Consider the following 25,279-nt stretch of genomic DNA (forward strand, 5'->3'; position numbering starts at 1 on the left):
CGGCAGGGAAGATAGTGGCGCATCCAGTGCGGACTGGCCCGACGCAGCTTTTCCGCGAGCGGCGGATGATCGGCTTCGATGCTCTTCGCGGCGAGCACGAAGAAGCGCCGGAACACACCCCACAGGCGCGCAGAGCTGATCGCTGCGTCGCTGTCCGTCTCAAGGCTGCCGATCACTGGCGTTCCCGGTCGCCAGCGCTCGGGTATCACCGGCAACTCGCGCTCAGCCAGATAGCGGGCGAGGGCATCCCACGCAAGTGGCGGCAGCGCAACCCGCGCGAGCTTTTTCCCCTTGCCGGTGACCCGCAGCCAGTGCTCGCCCCGCGCATTGGTCTCGACGTGACCGAGCGTCGCGCCGACCAGTTCGCTCGCCCGCAGCCCGGTTGCGTAACCGAAGTCGATCAGAAACCGCAGCCGCTGCGCTGCTGGCGTAGACCAGCCATAGGACCATTCCAGCCCATCGGCCATCGTGCGAACCAGGGCCCATTCTCCGTCGGTAAAGGCACGCGACGCGTCGAGCGTCGATGCCGTTTTGCCGCCGCGCACCTTGATGCCCGCAAACGGATTGGCGAGCACGTAGCGCTGTTCGATCAGCCAGCGGAACAGCGAGCCGAGAATCGACAGCGCGTGCGCCACCGAGCGGGCCGACAGGCTGCCATTGAACGGCCGCCAGTCCGGCGACGTGCGCGGCCGCACGGGACCCACCCACCGGCCGCGCGGCGAGGGCGCGCGCAGGAACGTGCGATAGGCGATTGCATCGTCGGTCGTCAGGGAGGAGAGCGCCCGCCCGCGCTCGACGATCGCCCACAGCATCAGCCGCTCCGCTTCCTTGCGGTAGGTGCGTTGCGTGGCCGGCGATTCGTGCAGCGCAAGCCAGCTCTTCACCGCCTCGTAGTCGTTGGTGGCGTCGAGCGTGCAGGTGGCGGCCGGTGCGCGGAAGGTGCCTTCCGAACCATCGACTTCACCCGGCACCTTCAGCGATTCCCACGGCACCAGTTCACCCTGGCGGCTCGCCAGTACCAGCGCGCGTGCTCTTTCGGTCAGGGCCGGCCATGCCGCGAAGAACGCTTCGATGGCACGGGCGCTGGCCGCACCCAGCCCGGGCACGACCTTCCACCACTGGCGGCGACGGGGAATGCGCACCGTAAGATCCGCCAGCGTCCCGATGCCGTAGTCGCGCAGCACCCGCACGGCGCGGGGCGCGAACCATTGCGCGATGTCGTCGGCGATCTGCGGCTCAGGTGCGTGCGCGGTACGCAGTGCCTCGATCGCCTGTGCAGCGGTCTTCGCATGCTGCTCGCGTGCTTCGGCCGGATGGTCGAGCAGCACCGCGAGGTCATTGCGGTGAACCGCATGCGCGACGGTCACCAGCTTGCGCCAGATGGTGCCGAGCACGCCGCGTGCTGACCTCCCGTCGCCGAGTCGGGAAGGCAGATAGCGCTCGACCGCCTGCCGCACCGCTAATCCGGCGTACCAGGCCAGCAGTACGGCGAGTTCGTCGGCGTCAGGAAAGCGGGAGGGCCGGAGGGTGCGGGGGAGGGCAGGGACGTGCGACGCGTTTTCATGGCCTCATGTTTAGACGATGAACAGAGGCATTTTGGTCGGGTAGCAGCGGTGCATTACTGCACCGCCGCCCCCTAAGAACCGTGCATGCGAGTTTCCCAGCACAGGGCTCAAGCCTTTCAAAGCCCCATTGCCGAGGCCGGTTTCACTACTGAGAGTCCGAGGGCACGCGGCCCGATGGCAATCCGGGTGAAGCATCGTCAGGTTGCTGATCGTGTCCTTACCGCCATCGATCTTTCGCTCCAGATGGTACAGCCGCCAGCCACTGGATTTCGTGATCATTTGACGACAGACCGAACAGGACCTCTGCTGATCGAGCCACAACCGGATCAGCCGCATCCGGCCCTTGAGCGAGTCCATCATCGCGAAGCCCAACCGCTCTTCGAAATAACTTTCCCACTGCGGGTCGAACGGGTTTGCGGCACCCTTGATCTTGCGGTGCCGCCGGATCGGCGTGCCGACAATGTCGTACAGCGTCAGAAGTTCACGCTTTCCATTGCTGAGCACTTTGTCCGTCGCCGTACCAAAGACCCATTGGCGGGCGCCAACGGTTCGAAAGTACTTCCGACGTACCCAGTGCGAGTTCTTCTGCGGGTGTCGGCGCTTCGCCCAACGCCATAGACATTGCCAAATCGCATGAGCAACCTTGTTAAAGGTGCGCTTCGCCACGACATGCCGATAATAATCCGCCCAACCGCGAATCTTTGGGTTGAGCAGGCGGATCAGACGATCGTGTCTTAGCGTTGCATTGCCTTTCACGATGTCCCGAAGCTTCCGCATGAAGCGCTGAACGCTCGTTTTGGCCGGCTTGATCAACAACTTGCCGTCGTACTTGCGAACGTTCATGCCCAGGAAATCGAACCCATCGTTGATATGCGTGATCCGGGTCTTCTCCCGTGACAGCGATAATCCCCGCTGTGCAAGAAACTGCACGACCAGCGGCATGACTTCATCCTCCAGCACTTCTCGCGTCGCGCCAGTGATAACAAAGTCATCTGCATATCGAACGACGTTAAGGAAGGTCTGCACAACCCGCTTTTCACGCGTTATTTTTCACATCCAGCGCAGCCTCTGCGTTCAGATATTTTTTGGTGAGTTGGTCGCCGTTTTTTTCGCGCGCCGGAGCTCTTCAACCAGACATACGGACTTTATCGGCTCGGTGTTTCAAGCTTTGCGCAAAGCTCTACGCGCCATCCATAAATTGCCCAAAGCAAACAGCGTAGTGATCTGGGCGGTGTTCTTCATCAAACCACGATAGCGGGTCTTCATGTAACCGAACTGCCGCTTGAGGATGCGAAACGGGTGTTCGACCTTGGCTCGAATACCCGCCTTCAGGCGTTCGATCTGATCGTATATCGCGTCCACCGAATCACTCAGATCCAGTTTCCTGCGCTTTGCCGGTCGCATTGCAACATGCCAACGAACCGCGTCAGCCTCACAACGCTTTTCGATACCCTGATATCCGGCGTCCGCGTACACATCCGTTTCTTTACCATGCAGCAATGCCTGGGCTACGTTGATGTCGTGAACATTGGCCGCCGTTCCGATGACCGTATGGACCAGGCCCGAGTCGGCGTCCACGCCGATATGCATCTTCATCCCGAAGTACCGGTTGCCACCTTTCTGCGTTGATTGCATTTCCGGATCACGCGTGCCGGAGCCATTCTTTGTCGAACTGGGCGCGGCAATCAGAGTGGCGTCGACTGCCGATCCAGCCTTGAGCATCAGGCCTTTCTCCGTCAGGATTTCATTGACCAGCGCCAGCATTTGCACTGCCAGTCCGTGCGTTTCCAGCAGATGGCGGAACCGGAGAATCGTGCTTTCATCCGGCAAGCGAACCATCCCGCCGTCGAGACCCGCGAACTCGCGATAAAGCGGCACGTCATAGAGTGCCTCTTCCATGGCAGGGTCTGACAGACCGAACCATTGCTGCATGAAATGAATCTGCAACATCGTCGCAATCGGGAACGGCGGCCGACCGGTTTTGCCCGTGGGATAGTGCGGCTCGATCAGCGCAATCAGCTTCAACCAGGGCACAACACGCCGCATCTCATCGAGAAATTCCCGTTTGCGCGTGCGCTTCGTTGACAGATCCAGACCAAGACCAAGTTGCGCCATCACACTGCTCCTCGCCTAATTCGCTCTGTTTCCAGGATAGCTCAGCAGCAACGCAATGCCAGGACTTTTGCAGACCTTCCTTAACGATGTTTATCAGCAGTTCAAATACTTTAGCCATGCCATCCAGTCTAGCGCCCCCTCCGCATTGACACTCGCAGGGGCACCGTCGTCTCACGACCACGGCTTAGCTTGCGCCGGGCTACATTGTCTCGGTGGCTTCACACGGCGCTGTTACCAGCCCCGCATGCACCAATAGACTACGGGCGACGGAACGCCCGGTTTCCTCCCGCCAGACATCGACGGTAAAACAACGAACGAAGCGACCTCACGTCGCACATAAGAAAACTTATCTTAATAGTGTCGTTTGGCGATGCGTTTTTTTGCGCAAGCTTTTCTGGATGCTCGCGATCAGTCGTTCTCCAGCTGGAAAAATGAAGGGAAGAATGATTTATCCCCCCCGCTTTCGCGTCACCGTTAGCGGGGATAATCGGGCTGGGCGGCGGCATCGGTTTCTCGCTGAACAATCCTGTGCTGATCATCGCGGGCTCGCTCGTCGGCTCGTCAGGTGCGACTCTCTCGTACATCATGTGTCGCGCGATGAACCGCTCGTTCTTCAGCGTGATTCTCGGCGGCTTCAGCAACGAACTTGGCGCGCCGGCGGGCGGGCCGGCGAAACGGCGTCTGGTGAAATCCGGTTCGGCGGACGATGCGTCGTTCATGCTCGGCAACGCCGAAACCGTCGTGATCATGCCGGGCGACGGGCTCGCGTGACGGCGCGCAGAACGAATCGAAGGAGCTGACCGCAAGCTGGTGGAGAAGGGCATCGAGGTGAAATACGCGATTCACCCGGTCGCCGGACGGATGCCGCGGCACATGAACGTGCTGCTCGTGTAAGCCGACGTACGTTACGACAGTGCTCAAGATGGACGACATCCACGACGAGTTTGGTCAGGCCGACGTGGTGCTGGTGCTCGGCGCGAACGACGTGGTGAACCGGCCACGAAGAACGATCCGAAATCGCCGATTATGGGCGTGCCGATTATCGAGGCGTATAAGGCGCGCACGGTGATCGTCAACAAGCATTCGATGGCGGCGGGCTACGCCGGTCTCGACAACGATCTCTTCTACATGGACAAGACAATGATGGTGTTCGGCGATGCCAAGAAGGTGATCGAGGATATGGTGAAGGAAGTCTGAGGCATACATTACTCAAGACGTAAACCAGGTGGTTGCAGCACCTCACGTGATGGAGTTGTCAACGGCGGCGTAGGGAGCTTCGATGGGCAGTGGCAGCCCATATGCAAGCAACGAGCATTGGCCTTGCTCAAGCGGCATCACGTGGTTTGCATGAGCCGCAAGGGACGTTGTTTGGGTGGGCCAGAAACGCGAGCGTCTGCTCGCCCATCGCTGACATATAATTCGAATGTTGGTTAATTAGGATTTATATGATGGCGGATGAGCGACCCCTTGGGACCGAGCGGCCGGAACTGCCCGCCGAGCGCGGCGTTGCGCAATATCACCGGCTGGCGTCCCTGCTGCGGCACCGAATCGCGAAGGGCGAGTACCCGCTCGGCACGCAGCTGCCGCCGATCACGCAACTCGCGGACGACCTGGGCGTCGCCGTCATCACCGTCCGGCAAGCATACGAGCTGCTTTCCAAGGAAGGGCTAATCCGCAGCCAGCGGGGCGTTGGGACCCACGTTGCAGCGCTGCCCGCCGCCACGGGCGACCTCGAACAGGTGATCAACAATCCCTTCGCCGCGCCGCAGGCGCTTGCCTTCGAGATACTCGAAGTCGGGCGCCGCACCCTGATGCCGCAGGAGCTGCTCGCGCCGGATGATCGGCCGGCTGGCGAATACGTGTGCGTCCGCAAACTGCACACCTATTCCGGCGAGCCGTTCTGCTACGCCGAAATCTATGTGCCCACGCCGGTTTTCGAATCGCTGCCCAAGGACATCGCGATGCAGCGGAAACTGCTCGCCGCGGTACTCGACAAACTTGGCGCGCGCTGCAAACGCTTGCGGCAACGCGTGACCGTGATACCCGCCGATTTTCCTCTGTGCGATATGCTGAAGATCCCGTTTGCCTCGCCCGTCGCGAAGATGTCGCGACGCCTGGTTGACGGCAAAGGCAACGTGCTGTACGCCGGTGTTACCTGGTATCGGGGAGACCGCTACGTCTCCGAGATCGACCTCCCCGCGTCCGCCCTGAAAACCGTGCCGGGGATCACCGAGCCCCAGCGGCGGGCTGTCGGGTAAGCCCGCACTTGACGCCACTTTGCGCACGCCTAAACTACTAACATTAGTCATTTAAGTTTAACTCCGCGAAGCTGAGTCCTCACTGGAGTTCAATGCGTATGTGGAACCTTCTCTTCCTCCCGGCTACCCCCGTCCTTGAGTCGCAAGCGATGGCGGCGGCCCCTTATCCGGCCCAGCCCATCAAGATGATCATTCGCTTTCCGGTGGGAAGCGGAATGGACGCCGTGGCGCGCGTGCTCGACCAATCGCTGCCCGCCAGCAAGGGCCGGCCCGTCATCGTGGAAAACCATCCCAATGCCTCCGGCTTCATGGCGGCGCAGGCCGCAGCCCCGGCGGTCAAGATCGCATGGAGCCAGCCCGAATGAACCCCGTACCTACCGTGGTCAGGGCGGCCGATCTTGCCGCCTACGCGCCGGCCAACCACACCGGCACCTCCAACGTGCGCGTGATCGGCCCCGAGACTGTTGGCGCGACGGCGCTCGAAGTGCTGGTCGGCACGATCGTGAAATCGCACGGCGCGCGGCCGCACGCGCATCCGCACCTGGAGCAATGCGCCTACATGATCGAGGGAACCGGGGAGTCGGGGGCGGAAGGCCGCGTGGAAGCGATGGAGCCCGGGACCTGGGCCTACGTGCCGGCCGGCGTATTCCATTCGTTTCGCGTGACCAGCGACCAGCCCGGGCGTGTGCTGATCGTCTATACGCCGCCGTATGGCGAGAACCCGGCGCACACGATCACGGAACCCGACGACGCTGCCGCCGCGCCCGCTCACGGCAAGGTGCGCGTGCTTGCCGCCGGCGACGCCGCCACCGGCACGGTTCCCCTCATCGACCGCGAGACCGATGGCGCGCGCTGGGTCGACATTGCGGCGCTGCGCATGCCTGCCGGCAGCCCATCGGTCTGCACCGCGGAGCCTGACGTCGAGCAGGTTCTCTACGTCGCAGACGGACGGATCGACGCACGTGTCGACGGGCAGGACTTCGGTCTCGCCCCGGGCGACTTCCTGTTTCTTCCGCGCGGGGTCGCCGCCTCCCTGCGCTGTTTGCCGGAGCAGCCTGCATCCGGCTTCCTTATCAGGGGGCGGCTTCCATCCACTGCTTCAAATCCAGTAACAACGGGAGACAATTCATGAACGCAAGAATGCTCGCGCAGCCCACCACGTCCACCGGCGCCCCGCTGCCGCTGCCCGCTCTGCCACAGGACAAGCTCCTGACCGTCAACATCGAGCAGATCCCGCTGATCAGGGATGTCTTTCCGGGCATCCACATCAAGCCGCTGCGCCTTGACCTGGAGCGCGGCGAGTGGGTCTTCATGGCCATCCTGGAACCCGGTTGCTCGCTGCCGATTCACTACCACACCGGTACGGCGCAGGTGTGGACGATCCAGGGCTGCTGGGCGTATCGCGAGTACCCCGAGCAGCGGCAAACGGCAGGCTCCTACCTGTACGAGCCCGGCGGCTCGGTGCACACCTTCTACACCCCCGAGGACAACACCGAGGACACCATCACCATCGCCTGGATCGAAGGCGCGCAAGTGAGCTTCAACGAGGACGGCACGTTCCACTCGCTCAATGACGCGGTCTCGATCCGGTACGCGATCGAGGCCCTCGCGGCAGCGCGCGACATCGGACCGGTGCCCTACATTCGCGGCAATGGCGCCGACGTAGCCGGTGCCTGACCGGAAAAAGGAGCGCGGACAGAATGAGCAACGACTCGAACCAGGGTGGGCCGCTGGCCGGCCTGCGCATCATCGACATCACCGAGGTCGTCATGGGACCTTCGGCCACGCAGATGCTGGCCGACCTGGGGGCCGACGTGATCAAGGTGGAGCCGCCCGGCGGCGACATGCTGCGCGCCGTCGGACCGGGCGGGCGCTCGGGCGCCGGCCCCCTGTTCCTCAACCTGAACCGCAACAAGCGCAGCGTTATGCTGGACCTGAAGCGCCCTGCCGGCAAGGAAGCGCTGCTGAAGCTGGCGCAGACGGCCGACGCGCTGGTCTACAACGTGCGGCCGCAGGCGATGCAGCGCCTCGGGCTGGATTATGAGGCGCTGCGGCTGGTGAACCCGCGCATCGTCTACGTCGGCACCTTCGGCTTCAGCCAGCGCGGCCGCTATGCGGACTCGCGCGCCTTCGACGACCTGATCCAGGCGGCCGTCGCGATCCCCGAGGCCAGCGTGCGGGCCGGTTCCGACGTGCCGCGCTATGCCCCGCTCAACCTCTCGGACCGGGCCACGGGCCTGTACGCGTTCGGCGTGATCTGCGCGGCCCTGCTCGCGCGCGAGCGCACGGGCTGCGGGCAGGCGGTGGACGTGCCGATGTTCGAGACCACCGCGCAGATGATGCTGGGCGATCATCTCTACGGCCACACGTTCATCCCGCCGCGCGGTGGCTTCGGCTATCCGCGGCTGCTCAACCCGCAGAGGCGGCCGTACGCAACGCAGGACGGCCTGGTGTGCCTCGTCGTCTACACCGACGAACAGTGGCAGGCCTTCATGCGCGTGGTCGGCGAGGCCGAGCGGTTCAACAGCGACCCGCGGTTTGCCGACGGCGAATCGCGTACGCAGCACGTTGAGGCGCTGTACGAGATCCTCGGCGACAAGCTGAAAGCGCAGACCACGCAGCAATGGCGCGAACTGCTGGAGCCGCTTGGCATCCCGGTGTTGCCGGTGCACACCTTCGAGTCGCTGATGGACGATCCGCACCTGCAGGACATCAAGTTCTTCCAGCAGTTCGAGCATCCCACCGAGGGCATGCTGCGAACCATGGCGGTGCCCAGCGAATGGCCGCAAACCCCGCTGCCGCGGCTGCGCCCGCCGCCGTTGCTGGGTGAGCACAGCGCACAAGTGCTGGCCGAGGCCGGCTACTCGCCGCAGCAGATCCGCGAGATGGTGCAGGCGGGCGTGACGCAAGTGGCGGCGTGCAGCGAGTCAACGGGAGTCGAAGCATGAGCGAGGTCGTGCACGCCAGCCGGCAGGACGCGCGGCTGATTCTCACCATCGACCGCCCGGAGCGCCGGAATGCGCTCAACGCGGAAGTGATCGGCACGTTGCAGGAAGCGCTGGACCGCGCCCGGTCTGACGAGACGATTCGCGCGGTGGTGCTCACCGGCGCGGGCGACGAAGCGTTCTGCGCCGGCGCCGACCTGGGCGGGGATGCGTTCGCGTTCGGCTATTCCACGCCGACCAGCGCCTATGCCGACCTGCTGCGCACGGCCCGCAGGCTGAACGTGCCGCTAGTCGCGCGGGTCAACGGCGCCTGCATGGCCGGCGGCATGGGCCTGCTCGCGATGTGCGATCTCGCCATCACGGCCCGGCACGCGAGCTTCGGCCTGCCCGAGGTGAAGGTGGGCGTGTTCCCGATGCAGGTGCTCGCCGTGCTGCAGGCCCAATTGCCGCTGCGCTGCCTGGCGCAGCTGTGCCTGACGGGCGAGCCCATCGACGCGGCGCGGGCACGCGAGATCGGTCTGGTGAACGAGGTGGCTGACGACCTCGACGCTGCGCTCGAGCGCCTGCTGTCGCGGCTGCTCGCGAACTCACCCACCGCGCTGCGGCGCGGCATCTATGCGATGAAGGCGATGCGCTCGATGTCCTTCGAAGAGGCGATCGCCTTCGGCGAAGGGCAGATCGGCCTGCTGGCCCTGACCCAGGACGCGCGCGAGGGCCTGGCCGCATTCAAGGAAAAAAGGAAACCGCAATGGACGGGCAACTGACATCGTCGACGCCGGGCAAGGTCGTGCGCATCGGCGGCGCCTCGGGCTTCTGGGGCGACAGCAGCCTCGGGCCGCTGCAGCTGGTGCGCTGCGGCGCCATCGATTACCTCGTGTTCGACTATCTCGCCGAGCTCACCATGTCGATCCTCGCGGGCGCGCGCATGAAGCGGCCGGAGCAAGGCTACGCCATCGACTTCGTCACGGTGGCGCTGCGCTCGGTGCTGAAGCAGGCCGTCGAGCAGGGCATCCGCATCGTCAGCAACGCCGGCGGCGTGAATCCGAGGGGATGCGCCGCGGCGGTGCGGGCTCTTGCCGACGAACTCGGCGTACCGGTGCGGGTCGCGATCGTCGACGGCGACGACGTGCTCCCGCTCGCCGCGGCGATGCGAGCGGCCGGCACGGTCGAAATGTCCAGCGGCGAACCGATGCCGGAGCGGCTGGTGACGGCCAATGCCTATCTCGGCGCACTGCCCATCGCGCGGGCCCTGGCCGCGGGCGCCGACATCGTCATCACCGGGCGCTGCGTCGACAGTGCCGTCACCCTCGGCGTGCTGATGCACGAGTTCGGCTGGGAGGCCGACGACTTCGACCGGCTCGCCGCCGGCAGCCTCGTCGGCCACATCATCGAATGCGGCTGCCAGGCGACAGGCGGCCTGCACACCGACTGGGCCAGCGTGCCGGACTGGGCGAACATCGGCTATCCGATTGTCGAGTGCCGCGAAGACGGCAGCTTTGTGGTCACCAAGCCCGCGGACACCGGCGGCCTTGTCACGCCCGCAACCGTCGGGGAGCAACTGCTGTACGAGATAGGCGATCCGGCCAACTATTTGCTGCCGGACGTGACCTGCGACTTCCGCGAGGTGCGCATGGAGCAGGCCGGGCCGCATCGCGTGCTCGTGACCGGCGCGCGCGGCCGCCCGCCGACCGGCACCTACAAGGTCAGCGCCACCGCGCCGGCGGGCTTCAAGGTGTCCGGGCAGCTCACCATCGTCGGGATCGACGCCGCAGCGAAGGCCAAGCGCACGGGCGAGGCGCTGCTCGGGCGCGGCCGCCGGCTGCTGCAGGAGAGCGGGTTCGCGGATTTCCTGGCCACCCATATCGAGCTGCTCGGCACAGAGTCGGCTTACGGGCCGCATGCGCGCCCCTTGCCGACGCGCGAAGTCGTGTTGCGCCTGACCGTGAGGCATGCCGACCGGCGCGCACTGGAGATGTTCAGCCGCGAGTTAGCCGCACCAGGCACATCCTGGTCACCCGGCACGACCGGTGCCGGTGGCCGTCCCTCGGTGTCGCCGGTGCTGCGGCAGTTCGCCTGGCTCATTCCGAAGGAGCAGGTGACGCCGACGGTGACGCTCGGCGAGACGACATTCACCGTGACGCTGCCGCCACCGCAACCGCAGGTCGCGCGGGAACCGTTGGCGCCCATCGAGGGTGCGCTGCCCGCCGGCCCACGCCAGAGCGTGCCGCTCCTGAGAATCGCGCTCGGACGCAGCGGCGACAAGGGTGACACCTCCAACATCGGCCTCATCGCGCGGCATCCGGCCCTGCTGCCGGTGCTGAAAGACCAGGTGACGCCAGAACGCGTCGCGGAGTACCTCCGCCATCTGGTGCAGGGGCCGGTCCACCGTTACGAGCTGCCCGGCATCCATGCCATCAACCTCGTCTGCGAGCGGGCGCTGGGCGGCGGCGGCATGGCGTCGCTGCGCAACGACCCGCTCGGCAAGGGCATGGCGCAGATGCTGCTCGACATGCCGGTCGACGTCCCCGCAGGCATGTTGCAGGAGCTCCCCGCATGAATTTTGACTTCTCCGACGACCAGCTTGCAATCCGCGACGCCGTCGAGGCCCGCTGCGCCGACTTCGGCGCCGATTACTGGCTCGAGCGGGACCGCGATGGGCGCTGGCCCAGCGAGTTCTGCGACGCCGTTGCCCGCGGCGGGTGGTTCGGCGTGACCATGCCCAAGAAACATGGCGGCGCCGGCCTCGGCATCTCGGCGGCTGCGATGGTGATGCGCACGATCGGCAAGCTCGGCTCGGCGGCGGTGTCGTCGGTACACCTCAACCTGTTCGGCCCGCAGCCAGTGGTCGTGTTCGGCAGCGAGGCGCAAAAGCGGCGCATGCTACCGCCGTTGATCGACGGTTCGGATCGCGCCTGCTTCGGCGTGACCGAGCCCAGCGTCGGTTCCGACACCACACGCGTCAGAACCTTCGCCCGTCGCGCGGGCGACCGCTACATCGTCCACGGCCAGAAGGTCTGGACCTCGACCGCGCAGCACGCTAACAAAATCCTGCTGGTGGCCCGCACGACGGCGATCGAGGCATGCGCGCGGCCGATGGAGGGCGTCACGCTGTTCTACACCGACCTGGATCGATCGCGCGTGCGCATCAGCGAGATCGACAAGATGGCGCGCAAGGCAGTGGACTCGAACGAACTGTTCATCGACGGGCTGGAGATCCCCGTCGAGGATCGCATCGGCGACGAAGGCCAGGGCTTCAGGTACCTGCTGCACGGCCTGAATCCGGAGCGCATTCTCGTCGCGGCTGCCGCACTCGGCGCCGCTGAGACAGCGCTGGCGCGGGCAACCGACTACGCCAGGGAACGCGTCGTGTTCGGCCGGCCGATCGGCAAGAACCAGGCGATCCAGCATCCGCTGGCGGAATGCTGGATGCGCCTGCAATCGGCCGAACTGCTGATGTGGAAGGCGGCGGCGCTCTACGACGCCGGCAAGCCCTGCGGTGTCGAGGCTACGGCGGCCAAGTACCTGGCGGCGGAGGCCAGTTTCGAGACGTCGTTGCGTGCGGTGCGCACGCATGGCGGCTACGGCTACGCGAAGGAGTACCACGTCGAGCGCGGCCTGCGCGAAAGCGTGCTGTCGCTGCTCGCACCGGTGACACAGGAGCTCGCGCTGTGCTTCGTCGCCGAGCAGGCGCTCGGATTGCCGAAGTCGTACTGACCCGCGCAGCGCGAGACAAATCGCATCCAGGGCGCCGCAAAGGCACGTCCGGCGACACCGACCAGAACAATCAGCAACGCTCGACAAACCAGCGCCTGGAGACTGCGAAATGACGATGAACCTTGCGGGAGGACAGTCTCATGAAGAGGTTTGAGGGTAAGGTCGCAATTGTCGTCGGCGCCGCCGGGCACGGCAACATGGGACAGTGCATTGCCCGACACTTCGCCGGCGAAGGCGCCAGCGTGGTTGTAGCTGGACGACGCGCGCAGCCGTTGGATCAGCTGGCAAGCGAAATCGGAGGCGCCAGCCGGCTTTGCGATTTCACGCGCAAGGAAGACGTCGACGCCCTCGTCGCCTTCGCGCGCGAGCGCTATGGCCACGTCGATGTCGGCATCAACGCCACGGGCTGGGGACTTCTCCGGCCGTTCGAAGACACGAGTGAGGAAGAACTGCAGGCGATGATGGATCTCCAGTTCAAGGGACCCTTTCAGTTCATGCAGGCGCTCGTGAAAGCGATGAGGCAAAATCCGACGCCGGGGGGCTCGATCATCATGATCTCGTCGGCGACCGCGACGATCATGCTTGAGAACCACGCCGCCTATATGGGCACCAAGGCTGGCACCGACCACGTCGTGCGCTGTGTCGCCAACGACTTTGGCCATCTCGGAATTCGCGCCAATTCGATCTCTCCTGGCATCACTCGCACGCCGATGTCGGGTGACGCCCTGAACAACCCCGAAATACTGGGGGCCTTCGAGGCCGGCTATCCGCTCGGACGTATTGGCACTGTGGACGACGTCGCCGAAGCGGCTTTGTGGTTGGCAAGCGACGCGTGCTTCATGACGGGACAGAACCTGCAGGTCAATGGCGGGCTGACGCTGCGCCGCAATCCGACTGCGACGGAAATGGGCGCCCCCTATGCCCGGGTTATCGCGGACCTGTCCGCATAACGGAATCAATGGGGCAGACACGATTGAATACTCGTCCGCCGCCGAACGTGTCGTGCGAGGGGAGGCCGTGACGCAGCTGGAGGAAGCGGCGCCATGACAAATAAGTGCATCGGTTCTGGGGCGCATCCAGGCGATGCAGCTTTCCTGGTTATCAAATCAAGTAAATCAAAGGAAATGGCGTGAGCATCTTCACAGTGATATCGCCTGAATTCAAGGATCAGGACCGGCTGCAACTGGTGCATGAGTTCGATGGCTTCGACGGGACCGGCCAGAACCGTTCGCCCGCGCTGCAATGGCACGGCGCGCCGGCAGGCACCGGGAGCTTCGCCCTGACGCTGTACGACCCGGACGCACCCACCGGCAGCGGCTTCTGGCACTGGATCCTGTTCGATATCGATTCGTCCGTCACGCAGCTCGCCGCAGGCATAGGCTCCGCCGACGCCACGGACCTGGGCGCCAGCGGCACTCAGGTCACCAACGACTACGGCGCCACCGGCTACGGCGGTCCGTGCCCGCCCAAGGGCTTGCCGGCGCACCGCTATATCTTCACCGTGCACGCGCTGGGTGTGCGCAAGCTGGAGCCGCCGGCCAACGCGCCCAACGCGGTGGTGCGCTTCGTGATCTACCAGAACACGCTCGCTACGGCTACCCTGACCGGCCTCTACAACCGGTGAGGGTGCGCCTTGCCGCGACTGTTCGAACCTCTCGCCAGCCCCAACGCTCGGCTCGGCGCGACGCGGGCGGACGGCGTTCCTAGTGCTGGTGGTGGGACCGCTGGTGGATTCAATGGGGGCGGACACGATTGAACAATCCGACGCATTACAGCTACCCCCAACTTTGGAGACTGCAAATTGAGAACGAACATAGCCAAAGGCATCCTGATATTGCCGATGCTGACGTTGCTGGTGTTGCTCACGACGCCGCTCACCACGAACGCCTGGGAGCGCGGCAAGGTCGAGAAATTTGCCACGTTGCCGCCGGGTGAGGCGCATCCCGAGGGGATCACCATCGACCGTCAGGGGAACGTCTACGTCGCCACAGTGGCGGCGAACAAACCTGAGACGAGTGAGGGAACGCTCATTGTGTTCGACCCACATGGCAAGCACCTTCGGACTGTTCGGGTCAAAGGCTCAAGCCGGCTATTGCTCGATCTTGGGTTCCATCCGCAGAACGGCAAGTTGCTTGTGGTCGATTACCAAGCCGCGAAGGTCTGGGTCGTCGATCCCAACACGGGTGCCGCATCCGTTTTCATGACGGTCAAGGGTAATAATCCCGGCCTCGACGGGATGACGTTCGACGCTGCGGGCAACGTGTACGTGACCGACTCTCACCAGGGCATCATCTGGAAAACTGGACCGGGCGGCGGCGAAGCATTCGCGTGGGTCAAAAGCCCACTGCTCAGTCCGGCAAGGCCAGCACCGCGCATCGGCGCGAATGGTTTGGCGTTCAACAACGAGCGGACAGCGTTGTTCGTCGCCAACACAGCGAACGACACGATTGTCAAGATACCGGTGACCGGGTCGACGCTTGAACCTGGCACGCCTGAGGTCTTCGTCAATCGCGTCGGTGGGGGACCTGACGGCCTGATCATTGACGAGCACGATAACATCTGGACCGCGTGCAACCAGTCCAACGAAATTCTCGTACTCGAACCGACGCAGGGGCGAGTGATTGCAAAGCTCGGCGATTTCGGCGGAATCGATCGCGAGGGGGCGCCCATAGGCTTTCTCTGGTCGAACAGCCTCGTATTCCGCGGGGATGAGGTTCTTGTCACCAACCTTTCGCTCGATTTTGGCGCGGTCGTTTCGCAGTCTGAACGGACAATCGATGGACCGTGGGCTCACCAGGTGAAGGTCCACACGATCTCGAAAATCAAGAGGCGGATACCGGACATTTACAAGAAGTGACCGGATGCGCTCAAGAGTCCATGCCCAAACGGGGACTGGATCCGCGCCATAAGATGCCCCGGTCCTTTTACCGCACATTCTCGATCGATCCCAGAAGTCGCTCTTCGCTCCGAGGCCGCGCGACTTCTCGGCACGTCCCAGGGTGGGGGCGATCCCAGCCTCGCCTTCGAACTGCGGTACGCGCGCCAGAGCTCCTCGTCATTCGGGCACATGAAGCGCAGGTGTGAATTGGACTAGCCAGATTGCTTGCATGGAGATGGGCCGCCAGGTACGGATTCCAACCTCGGGACGATGCGGGCCATAAAGCGCTGGCGTGTGATGGCGATTTACAGATATGTAGTACTAAATATATCGGCACATCGAACATGTAATCGACATGAAGACACCTGGTCAGGACGATCACTGGGAGCGAGGAGATATTGATGAAGCAAGCGCCGATAGGAGACAGCATGCGTGCGATCAGTCGGGGAATTTGCGGTGCTACGTTGGTTCTTGCCGCAGGCCATGCAGTAGCGCAGTCGAGTGTGACGTTGTATGGGGTGGTCGACGTTTTTGGTCAGTATCTGAACAACGGTGGGACTCATTCGTTTTCCGAAAGAAGTGGCGGCTCCTCAGCGTCCCTTTTGGGGTTCAAGGGAAGTGAGGACCTCGGCCGCGGGTTGACGGCCGAATTCGCCCTCGAAAGCGGCTTCAACGTGAACAACGGGACGTTCTTCGCGGACAGCAATGCGCTCTTCTATCGTCAGGCGTGGGTCGGGTTGAGTCACGCCGACTTCGGTTCGCTGACCTTCGGTCGGCAGTATCAACCGAGCTTCAAGGTCGCCTACCCCGTCGACCCCTTTCGCATCAACGAAGTGATTTCGCCGCTCGCCGCGGCCGTCCTCGCAATTGACCGAAACACCTTGTCGACGCAGTACACCACCGGACGCACCAGCAATTCGATCAACTATCAATCGCCGAATCTGGGCGGTTTCACGTTCAACGCGATGTACGCGTTCGCCGCTACTGTCACGCAGCCTTTGCCGTCCACGTCGGGGAATTTTCTCGATGTATCGGCAACCTATTCTAACTATGGCCTGTTTGCTGGTTTCGGATACCAGTATCAGCATGCTGGACAGTTGAGCTTTCCTGGACTTCCTGGCCGCCTGGATCTGGTTGGAACGGCTCACTACACGGGGGCATTGGCTTACCGGTTCGGTATCGTGAACCTGCAGTTCGCCTATCTGTACGTGCAACCCAAAGACGCTGCAGCTGGTTCACTCGCGGCCCGTCTTGGTACGGTCCATTCCGTCAGCATTGTTGAGGTGGGGGCGACGATTCAGGCGACGTCGCAGGATGCCATCCAGATCGCCGTAATTGAACGTAATGTGCGCGGTTCACACGACAATACGCCCGGAATAGAAGTGGGCGCGGAACATAGTCTTTCGAAGCGCACGTTCGTGTACATGCGGGCCGGCTATATGAAGAACAATGGAGGCGCGACGACGAGCTGGCCCGGTATTGCCGTGACCGAACCCAACGCGTCGCAGACGCTGGTGCTCATGGGCGTGACGCACCGGTTTTAGCCGACATATGTCCGCGGACCGGCGACCAATCTGCTCGGGGAAGAGGACAGTGATTTTTAGTCAGCTCAGCCGCGCCTGGTACCTGGGCGCATCGCCACTGCATGCGCGCGATTGACGCGGCCGATCTTGCGCTCGAACTTATGATCGAGCGTGCGCAGTCGCGCCGGACACCGGGTGGTCGCCAACCTCCGCCGTCCCCGGGGAGGCGAGCACGTGCCACTGGCTCTGCTGATCCTGGGCACCGATTCGGTCAGGAGGAGTTCCCGCGGTGGGAAGAAGAGTTCGTCAGGCGCGGTATCGCCACGTTGAGCATGGACGGCCCAGAACAGGGCGAGGTCGGGTTCGAGCTTCGGGATCCGGCACGACTACGAGCGGCCGGTCGGCGCGCTGCTCGACGCCCTGGCAGGCCGGAACGACCTCGACCTGAGCCGGATCGCCGTGGCCGGCGCCAGCCTCGGCGGCTATTACGCCATCCGCGCGACGGCGTACGAGCCGCGCATACCTGCCGCGTTGGCCAACGGGACCCTGGAGCATGGCCGATGCGTGGTCCGGGTTCTCAGCGCTCTACCTCGCCAAGTACACGTGGAACCTCGGTGACGGCTGCGCCGAGACGGCCCGCCAGCGTGCGGCGTGCATGACGCTGGAAGGCGTTGCCGGTCACGTTGCGGTGCCGGCCCTGGTGATCTTCGGCACAGCGGACGCGTTGCTGGACGCCGACCGGCACGGTCGGCGGACCGCCAGCGAGATGCCCAAAGGAGAGCTGTGGATGTTCGAGGGCGGCAACGATGGCGTCAGCAACTTCGCGGCGGAGCACCTTGGCCCGGCGCCGACTGGCTCCTTGCCCACATGTAGCCGCGAGGATCTTTCTACCCTATACGTTCACGTATCCGCCTCCCGTGCGGACAACGGCTTTCCGCTCAGGGGAGAGGTCATGGACAAAGGTGTCAGCTTCCCGCAGGTCTCGAATAATTACAGTCTGCGGGGTTGCCAACGTAATGGCCGCCGCACGCAACCGCTTGAGAATGTCGAACAGCAGGTCGCTCCTCGTATCGCCTGCTATTCTTGGGCTGCGAACATAGCCGGTGACACTCAATGTGATGCCGTCGGCGGCGAGCTCACTGAACATGACCGATGGTGCCGGATGGTCCAGTATCGACGGGTGCGCCTGGTAGGCAGCGAGCAGAAGATCGCGCAACTGTTCAGGATCGATGTTGAGCGGGAAGGTGAGCGTGAGGGTCGCGACACCCTGCGTCCGGTTTCCCATCGTCACGTTGCGCACGTTTTGCGAGATCAGGTGGGAATTCGGGACGATGACCGTGGACCGGTCGGCGAGCTGGATTTCGGTAGCGCGAACGTTGATGCGGCGGATGTCGCCCTCGACGCCCGCAATACTGACGATATCCCCGACCTTGACCGGGCGCTCGGTCAGCAGGATCAGGCCGGAGATGAAATTCTTGACGATTTCCTGAAGCCCGAAGCCGATGCCGACCGACAGCGCGCTGACGATCCACGCGAGGCTGGTCCACCGCACACCCAGTATCGACAGCGTCAGCAGCGTGATAATCACCCGGCCCGTGTTGACCAATAGCGCGAGGAGGGTGGCTCGCATGCCGGCGCTCATACCGGTTTTGGGCAGTAACTCCTGATCCAGCCATTTGCGCACGGACCGAAGCAGGTACAGGCCAACACCCAGCGTGAGAACCGCGTTGACGATGTGTTCGGGAACGATGTGCAGCCTGTGCAGCCGGTTGCCGCCGACGATCTGGAGGATGCTGCCAGCCAGGCCGGCCGGCGTGGTGCCGAAGCCGCCGGTCAGCAGCGCGATGACCGTGATCGCCAGCAGCAGGCTACGGCCCACCGCGGACGTCACCGTCGAAGCCTGTTCGAGGTGGATGTCGTCCAGCCCGAATAGCTGCCTGATGGTTTGCCCGCTGGCATGGTGCGCCGAGAAGAGGTTTTCGCAGATGTCCTGGGTGAGCCTGCTCAGCAGGTAGAAGCTGCACAGGACGAGATCGAACCAGACAAGCTCATAGGTCAGGAATCGTGCAACCGAAATGTAGCCGGTCAGCAGCGAAACCAGCGAGCCCACGACGGCAATGGCGACACCGGCATGGATCAACCCGGCGACGGTCGAGCGGGCCTCCGGCGGTTCTCCCGCGGCGGCCAGCGCACTACGCACACGGTTCGCCCGCAGCAGGGCAGCGCCGATGGTCAGTGCGACCACCAGCGACACCACCCCGCGTCCGAGCAGCGTCATCTGCAGACTGGTATCGACTGTTCTGTTGAACTGCTCCACCGCGCCGGAGAGCATGAGCAGGGCCGCCAGTATCCGGGGGAACGGCTGGATCGCGCGCGCCACCGGATCGGCCATGACCGTCAGGCGCCACGAGGGTCGGTCACTGCGCAGCAGCGCCCGACCCAGTCCCGCGATCATTGCGCAGGTCAGGGCAAGCGTAGTCAGTTCGCTGGCGAAATCCTGCAGGTTGGCGTTTAGTGGCTGCTGATGAGTCAGGGCAAGATAGATGAACCGGACTGCGCATGCAGCGGCCGCCACGCTGGTGAGCGTGGTCGACAGCGCGATTGCGCTGCGTCGCAAACGGCCTTCAGGAAGGCGGTGCAGGCAGAACCATAGCAGTGCCCGTTCGAGCAGGTGGGCGCCTGCCGTCGCTGCTCCGAGCGCGAGCAGCAGCATCAGTACGATCGTGAGTCGCTCGCCCGGTTGCCACGCCGACTGCAGTTGACCGGTAAGCAGCGAATTGAATGCCTTCAGCCGGTCACGGTCGGTCGGTTCGGTCTGTAAGAGCGGGGCCCAGAACGCACGGCCCAGAATGCTGCCGGAGCGAAAGGCGAGCTGGTTTTTCAAATAGTCATGCTGCAACCGGCCAATCTGGGTAGTCAGGTTTGGCAGGTTCTCCCTGATGGTTTCCACCTGCCCGAATTCGGCGTCGAGCCGCGCCCGCTGTGCCGCAATAGTGAGACGCTGCTGGGCGACCGCCGGTATTTCCACACTGGTGCCCGGAGGCGGCGCAGGACCGAGCACGTCAAGCTGGGCCTGCAATTTCGCGCGCCCGGGCACCAATGACGTGGCCAGGAAATTGTCCACCCGAGCCGAAAGCTGCTGGATTGCTGTCTGCAGCTCGACGAATTGCGCGTCGCCTGTCGCCGTTGATGCCCGCTGCTTGATCTGGTCCTGTTGAGTCTGCAGCTTCCCCAGAATTGTCAGGGTCTCAGTGTCGTCGCCAGGCGATGCCAGAGGCGCAATTGCGATGGATTCCGACGGAGTGGCGGCCCAGACTGTCGGGGGAATCAGGCTGAATAACGCCAGCAGGGCGAGATGAAAGACGAAGTCCGGTACTTTGCGCATGATGGTTGAGCCGGCAAGGGCATGTAATTGCGTAAGGGGTGTAATGGCTCAGGCCTGTGGCGTACAGCCACGCTGTCGCGACTGCGCCCAGCCTCGCGCATCCTCCGCGATGCGGCCGGCCAGGCTCGCAATGGCGAGTTGCTGCGCGCGCACCAGGTCCGCGTAGCGCGAGCCACCGATCGACATCGAGCTGGCTTGCGCGATACAGGACGGCCGAACATTGCCCGCAGCGCGCCACCTCGCGCGTGGCCAGCGCGCGGCGGCGGTACACGCTGTCACAATGCTCGCAGACGACGAGAGTAGGGAAGGTTTGCATGAGCATCTCGCAATCAGGACGGCCTGCCACTGCCGCCGGCCACCGTTCGCTGCTGTGGCGCGTGGCCTACCTGAGCAGCGCGCGCGTCGAAGTACGAGGTCACATAGTCGATGAACGCCCGGACCTTCGCCGTCATCAGGCTCCGGTCCCGATAGGCGAGCCTGAGTTCGGCGTCCCCGCTCATAAGCTCGAAGTCGGGCAGCAACTGTACCAGCCGGCCATCGTCCAGCTCCTTGCCGACCATCGTCAGCGGCAACACGCCGAGACCCGCACCGCTCATCACCAGTTCCTTGTTCAACGCGGCGTTGTTGGTCGACACGTCGTGTTCCAGTGACACGGCAATCTGTTCGCCACCGCGCCGGAGCCGCAACTGTGGTTCGCTGATCGATGCCAGCATTGTGACGAAGCGGAATGCGGCGAGATCGTTGGGCCTTTGCGGTAGCTGGCGCCCCTTCAGATAGCTGGGGGAGCCCACCACGGCGAGTGGGAGGCGGCACAACGAACGGGTGATCGTGAGCTCGCTCGTGAGCATGAACGGCAGCACGATACCGAGATCAAAGGCTTCCCTGATCAGATCGACTGGCCGTTCCGCCAGCGTCAATTCGAGCTGCACGGCTGGGTACCGGGCGCGGAACCCGGCGATCAGTGGTGGCAGCTCGATCAGCGCCGCGGTGGTGTGGGCGACGAGCCGCAGTACCCCCGCAGGCTCCCGTGCGCGCTCCCCGGTACCGGCCTCGAGCACGTCCAGTTCAGCAACCACGCGCGAGCAGCCGCCGTAAAACTCCTCGCCAGATTCAGTGAGTGCGAGATGCCGGGTCGTGCGCTGGAAAAGACGCACACCGAGCCTGTTTTCGAGCCCGGTTATCGCGCGCGAGACGACTGTCTTTGAGACACCCAACGTATGCGCGGCGTGCGTGAAGCTCTGCATTTCGACGACGGTACAAAAGGTCCGCAGCGTTTCGAGATGGTCCATAAGTGTTCGCAATCCAGAGTAAATCAGTATTCAAAACCATACGGTTCAGTATAGGGAAACATACTGTTGCTGTCAACGTAAATAAACCGGTCAGTTCAGTATGTTAAAGTGACGTCAGGAAGATGGAAGATCGGTCAAGGTGCGTTGCCGCCGGCGGCGTCGTCGATCGATCTCATAAACAAAAGGAGAGCCCGAAGATGAGGGGGAAAACGGAAGCAAAGCGGCAGGCGATTGTTGACGCCGCGTTTGAGGTGTTCAGCGAGGTGGGGTTCGAGCAGGCGTCGATGTCGGAGATTGCGGCGCGGGCAGGCGGGTCGAAAGCCACGCTCTACAGCTACTTTGAATCAAAGGAAGAGATGTTCACTGAGTTCATGACCGCGGCCGCGCAGGAGGAAGTCCGGGAGGGGTTCGAACTGCTCAAGACCTCCACGCCGGTTCGCGATGCACTGGTGAGCTTCGGCACGCACTATCTGGTTGCGGTGCTGAAACCGCAACTCCTCGCCGTGCGCCGTCTCGCGCATCGCGAAGGCGGCCGGTCGAATATCGGCGCCCTGTTCTATGAGCGCGGGCCGAAGCTCGGCTGGCAAACGGTGGCTGTCTTCCTGCAGCAATTGATTGACGCTGGGCAGTTGCGCAGCTGTCACGCAGCCATCGCGACAGCGCATCTGCGCACGCTGTATGAAGCGGAGTTGATGGAGCTCTGCCTGTTTGGCGTGCCGGCCGATACCAGCCCCCGCAACATCGCGAAGGTCGTCCAGAGAGCGGTCGACGTGTTCATGGCCGCATACGGGCCGACCCACGCCGCACAAACCACGCACTGATCATCCGGCTGCCGCCCGCATTGTCCGGGCGGCACCGGCATCCAGGACAAACCCGCGGTCAATCCTTATACAGCGCACTGGCCACGTAGCGGCGCCGAAGGTCGCCCAGCAGCGCTGCAAGGATCGCACTCACTGGCAGCGCGAGCAGCACGCCAAAAAGGCCAAAAAGCTGGCCAAACGCAAGCAGGGCGAAGATGACCGCGAGCGGGTGTAGACCGATGCGGTTACCCACGAGTCTGGGAACAAGAAAAGAACTTTCGAGAACCTGCCCAACTCCGTACACGCTGCGACTGCGCCGATGCCGTACCAGCCGCCAAACTGCCGAAGTGCGGCAAGAAGGGCAAGGGCGAGTCCCAGGGCGCAACCCACGTAGGGGATGAACACCGCCAAGCCGGTGAAGAGCCCGATGGGCAGCGCGATGTCGAGGCCGGCCAGCGTCAACGCGATCGGGTAGAACACGGCGAGCACGCCCATCACGAGCAACTGGCCGCGCAAGTATTGCGACAGCATCTGGTCCATCTCGGTCACGAGTCCCCGGACCTTGCCGACCCAGCGCCGCGGCACAAAGCTTTCCATCCGCGCGAATATCTGGTGCCGGTCGTAAAGCTGATAGAAAAGGACAAGCGGCACGAGTACGACGTTACTCACCACGGGCGGCACGACGTTGCTGCCTGTACGCACGTACCGCCAGGCGGCGAGTATGACGGTCTGGCCGTCGCCGACTGTGTCGCCCGTCAGCAGGTGGCGGACTCCGGGCAGGTCGAGTGAGTAGCTGACGCCCAGCAGTGCCAGCTTCGGTTGCAGCCACGCGTTCAGGCCGGCGATGAAGACGGGAATGTTCTTCGCGAGCTCGGGCCCTTCCTTGTGGATCACGGCGAACGCAAGTAGCGGCAGTAGCGTCAGCAGCGATGCAAACAGGAGCATCATCAGGAGCACGGACACCGTACGCGGTACACGCTGGCGCACCAGCCACTCGACGCCCGCCTGCAATATGTACGCGACGAGCGCACCGAGCAGGAATGGCGTGAGAACCGGTCGCAAGATCCATAGAAGGATACCGAGGCCAGCGGCGATGGCGCTCCAGACGAGGGCCTGGCGCTGATAGGGAGTCGGGGGCATGGTTGAGAGTGGTATTCGGGTGGCCCGCAAGTGACAGCGCAAAAAAGACTGCGGCGTATCGGGGAGGGGTCATCAGTGTCGCCAATCAATCAGCGGGGCGCGCCCGCGCGCCCCCCGCGCTCAATGCGCCTGCGACGTATCCGCCACACGCGTCGGTTTGGGCGCAATCCAGATCGCCAGTGCGCCGACGACGAAGCAGCATGCGATGTTAAAGAAAAGCTGGTTGGTGGCGAGCATCACCGCCTGCGACTCGACCACGGTGCTGATCTGAGCCTGCGCCTGATGTGCGCTCCAGCCTGAGCCCGCTAGCGAGGACGCATAGTGGCCAGCCTGATCGACCAGGCCCGACAGCTCCGCGCGGTTGTACTTGGTCTTGTTCTCCCACAACGTGTTGACGACCGACGTGGCAATCGCTCCGCCGAAGGTCCGGCAGAAGCTCATCAGCCCCGCCGCCGAAGCTGTTTCGGGCTCGTCGACACTGCTCAGGCCGAGGCTCGTCGTCGGCACGAAGAAGAACGGCAGGCCGACGCCTTGCAGCAACAGCGGCAAAGCCACCTGCCAGAAGTCCATATCCGAATTCGCATGGGTGCGGAACAGTGTCACCGAGCCGAGCCACATTACGCCGGCAAACACGAGCCAGCGTCCATCGAACTTCGTTGACAATTTGGCAGCAAGCGGCGCGGACACGACCGCGAAGATGCCCGTCGTGGCCGTGGCATACCCGGCCCACGTGGCCGTGTACCCCATATTGTTCTGCAACCACAGTGGCGTGAGCACGGTGGCGCCGAAGTACGCGCCGAACGCCAGCGTCATGGTGACCACGCTCGCACCAAAGCCACGATGGCGGAACACCCGTAGATCGACGATGGGGTTACGCTCGGTCAGCTCCCAGATGAGGAAGGCGAGGAAGCCGATCACCGCAGTCACCGCCAGTACGCGAATTTCCATCGAGCTGAACCAGTCCTTGTCCTTGCCCTCATCGATCATGATCTGCAGCGCCGAGACCCAGATGACCAGTAGCACGAGTCCACCCGTGTCGATCCGCATCCGTATCTTCTCGGATTCATAGCGCTTGAGCAGCATCCATCCGGCGTAGGCGCAGATCAACGACACCGGCACGTTGATGAAGAAGATGTAGGACCAGTGGTAGTCGTCGCAGATGACGCCGCCCAGTACAGGGCCCATCACCGGCGCGAGCAGGGTCGTCATGCTCCACAGGCCGAGCGCGGCGGCGGTCTTCTCCTTCGGGAAGATGCGCAGCAGCAGGGTTTGCGAGAGCGGCATGAGCGGGCCGCCCGCGAGCCCCTGGAACACACGGAACAGCACCAGCGTGCCGAGCGACGTCGCCATCCCGCACAGTGCCGAACCCAGTCCGAACATGATGAGCGCCGTGATGAACACACGCACCGTTCCGAAGCGACTCGCAAGCCAGCCGGTCAGCGGAACCGTGATCGCTTCGGCCACCGCATAGGACGTGATGACGTATGTGCCCTGGCTGGTCGAGGAGCCAAGTGCACCAGAAATGGTCGCTACGGACACATTCGCAATGGTGCTGTCCAGCACCGCGACAAAGTTGGCGGCGGCGATCATCACCGCCGCGAGAATCAGCATGGAGCCGGACAGCGGCGGCAATGCGATGTCATTGACCTGACTGGAAGACATGGCGG

General features: G+C 63.6%; 18 protein-coding genes and 4 pseudogenes. 15 read left to right on the forward strand and 7 right to left on the reverse strand.

Going from position 1 to position 25,279, the window contains the following annotated elements; translation table 11 throughout:
• Positions 1-14 precede the first annotated feature (14 nt).
• From OKW44_RS19680 to OKW44_RS19690, 3 genes and pseudogenes are all read right to left on the reverse strand, one after another.
• Positions 15-1,564 (reverse strand): annotated as a pseudogene (locus OKW44_RS19680) (site-specific integrase); the annotation flags it as partial.
• A gap of 10 nt (positions 1,565-1,574) precedes the next feature.
• Positions 1,575-2,591: a group II intron maturase-specific domain-containing protein gene (locus OKW44_RS19685; RefSeq protein ID WP_051103733.1), complete on the reverse strand. Its 1,017-nt coding sequence runs from the start codon at positions 2,589-2,591 to the stop codon at positions 1,575-1,577.
• Positions 2,592-2,726: 135 nt separating this feature from the next.
• Positions 2,727-3,680, reverse strand: coding sequence for an IS5 family transposase (locus OKW44_RS19690; RefSeq protein WP_018417885.1), 954 nt, complete (start codon positions 3,678-3,680; stop codon positions 2,727-2,729).
• Between the two features lie 528 nt (positions 3,681-4,208).
• Here OKW44_RS19690 and OKW44_RS19695 point away from each other — a divergent pair.
• The 14 genes and pseudogenes from OKW44_RS19695 to OKW44_RS19760 all read left to right on the forward strand — a co-directional run bounded on the left by OKW44_RS19695 (position 4,209) and on the right by OKW44_RS19760 (position 17,019).
• Positions 4,209-4,574 (forward strand): annotated as a pseudogene (locus tag OKW44_RS19695) (NAD(P)(+) transhydrogenase (Re/Si-specific) subunit beta).
• Between the two features lie 28 nt (positions 4,575-4,602).
• Positions 4,603-4,877 (forward strand): annotated as a pseudogene (locus OKW44_RS19700) (NAD(P)(+) transhydrogenase (Re/Si-specific) subunit beta).
• A 248-nt stretch (positions 4,878-5,125) separates the two neighbouring features.
• Positions 5,126-5,938: a GntR family transcriptional regulator gene (locus tag OKW44_RS19705; RefSeq protein ID WP_239498985.1), complete on the forward strand. Its 813-nt coding sequence runs from the start codon at positions 5,126-5,128 to the stop codon at positions 5,936-5,938.
• A 98-nt stretch (positions 5,939-6,036) separates the two neighbouring features.
• Entirely contained in the window at positions 6,037-6,303 is a 267-nt protein-coding gene (locus OKW44_RS19710; RefSeq protein WP_018417889.1) for a hypothetical protein, read from the forward strand.
• Positions 6,300-7,070, forward strand: coding sequence for a cupin domain-containing protein (locus tag OKW44_RS19715; protein ID WP_018417890.1), 771 nt, complete (start codon positions 6,300-6,302; stop codon positions 7,068-7,070). The genes OKW44_RS19710 and OKW44_RS19715 overlap by 4 nt, the downstream gene beginning before the upstream one ends.
• Positions 7,067-7,615: a 2,4'-dihydroxyacetophenone dioxygenase family protein gene (locus OKW44_RS19720; protein ID WP_026225358.1), complete on the forward strand. Its 549-nt coding sequence runs from the start codon at positions 7,067-7,069 to the stop codon at positions 7,613-7,615. Before OKW44_RS19715 ends, OKW44_RS19720 begins: the two co-directional genes overlap by 4 nt.
• A 23-nt stretch (positions 7,616-7,638) precedes the next feature.
• Positions 7,639-8,886 (forward strand): CaiB/BaiF CoA transferase family protein, encoded by a 1,248-nt coding sequence (locus tag OKW44_RS19725; RefSeq protein WP_018417892.1) that lies wholly within the window; start codon positions 7,639-7,641, stop codon positions 8,884-8,886.
• Positions 8,883-9,647, forward strand: coding sequence for an enoyl-CoA hydratase-related protein (locus OKW44_RS19730; RefSeq protein WP_018417893.1), 765 nt, complete (start codon positions 8,883-8,885; stop codon positions 9,645-9,647). Before OKW44_RS19725 ends, OKW44_RS19730 begins: the two co-directional genes overlap by 4 nt.
• Positions 9,632-11,440, forward strand: coding sequence for an acyclic terpene utilization AtuA family protein (locus OKW44_RS19735; protein ID WP_018417894.1), 1,809 nt, complete (start codon positions 9,632-9,634; stop codon positions 11,438-11,440). The genes OKW44_RS19730 and OKW44_RS19735 overlap by 16 nt, the downstream gene beginning before the upstream one ends.
• Positions 11,437-12,597, forward strand: a complete 1,161-nt coding sequence (locus OKW44_RS19740; protein ID WP_018417895.1) for an acyl-CoA dehydrogenase family protein — start codon at positions 11,437-11,439, stop codon at positions 12,595-12,597. The genes OKW44_RS19735 and OKW44_RS19740 overlap by 4 nt, the downstream gene beginning before the upstream one ends.
• Before the next feature lie 140 nt (positions 12,598-12,737).
• Positions 12,738-13,547 carry an SDR family NAD(P)-dependent oxidoreductase gene (locus OKW44_RS19745; protein ID WP_018417896.1) on the forward strand — a complete coding sequence of 270 codons (810 nt, stop codon included), beginning with the start codon at positions 12,738-12,740 and terminating at the stop codon, positions 13,545-13,547.
• Between the two features lie 179 nt (positions 13,548-13,726).
• Positions 13,727-14,221, forward strand: a complete 495-nt coding sequence (locus OKW44_RS19750) for a YbhB/YbcL family Raf kinase inhibitor-like protein (RefSeq protein WP_018417897.1) — start codon at positions 13,727-13,729, stop codon at positions 14,219-14,221.
• A gap of 177 nt (positions 14,222-14,398) precedes the next feature.
• Positions 14,399-15,454 carry an SMP-30/gluconolactonase/LRE family protein gene (locus tag OKW44_RS19755; RefSeq protein WP_239498986.1) on the forward strand — a complete coding sequence of 352 codons (1,056 nt, stop codon included), beginning with the start codon at positions 14,399-14,401 and terminating at the stop codon, positions 15,452-15,454.
• A gap of 449 nt (positions 15,455-15,903) precedes the next feature.
• Entirely contained in the window at positions 15,904-17,019 is a 1,116-nt protein-coding gene (locus tag OKW44_RS19760; RefSeq protein WP_026225360.1) for a porin, read from the forward strand.
• An 871-nt stretch (positions 17,020-17,890) separates the two neighbouring features.
• Here the strand turns inward: OKW44_RS19760 and OKW44_RS19765 are convergent.
• Both OKW44_RS19765 and OKW44_RS19770 read right to left on the reverse strand, forming a co-directional pair.
• Entirely contained in the window at positions 17,891-20,383 is a 2,493-nt protein-coding gene (locus OKW44_RS19765) for a DUF3772 domain-containing protein (RefSeq protein WP_018417901.1), read from the reverse strand.
• Between the two features lie 329 nt (positions 20,384-20,712).
• Positions 20,713-21,672 (reverse strand): LysR family transcriptional regulator, encoded by a 960-nt coding sequence (locus tag OKW44_RS19770; protein ID WP_018417903.1) that lies wholly within the window; start codon positions 21,670-21,672, stop codon positions 20,713-20,715.
• 197 nt (positions 21,673-21,869) lie between these two features.
• On the opposite strand from OKW44_RS19770, the gene OKW44_RS19775 reads away from it, so the two are divergent.
• Complete coding sequence (locus OKW44_RS19775; protein WP_018417904.1) at positions 21,870-22,493, forward strand: TetR/AcrR family transcriptional regulator; 624 nt, start codon at positions 21,870-21,872, stop codon at positions 22,491-22,493.
• 58 nt (positions 22,494-22,551) lie between these two features.
• Here the strand turns inward: OKW44_RS19775 and OKW44_RS19780 are convergent.
• Together OKW44_RS19780 and OKW44_RS19785 are read right to left on the reverse strand one after the other, a co-directional pair.
• Positions 22,552-23,612 (reverse strand): annotated as a pseudogene (locus OKW44_RS19780) (AI-2E family transporter).
• 120 nt (positions 23,613-23,732) lie between these two features.
• Positions 23,733-25,274: a DHA2 family efflux MFS transporter permease subunit gene (locus tag OKW44_RS19785; RefSeq protein ID WP_018417910.1), complete on the reverse strand. Its 1,542-nt coding sequence runs from the start codon at positions 25,272-25,274 to the stop codon at positions 23,733-23,735.
• Positions 25,275-25,279: the final 5 nt, after the last annotated feature.

This window comes from Paraburkholderia lebeckiae, assembly GCF_050436325.1.
GTDB classification, from domain to species: Bacteria; Pseudomonadota; Gammaproteobacteria; order Burkholderiales; family Burkholderiaceae; genus Paraburkholderia; species Paraburkholderia tuberum.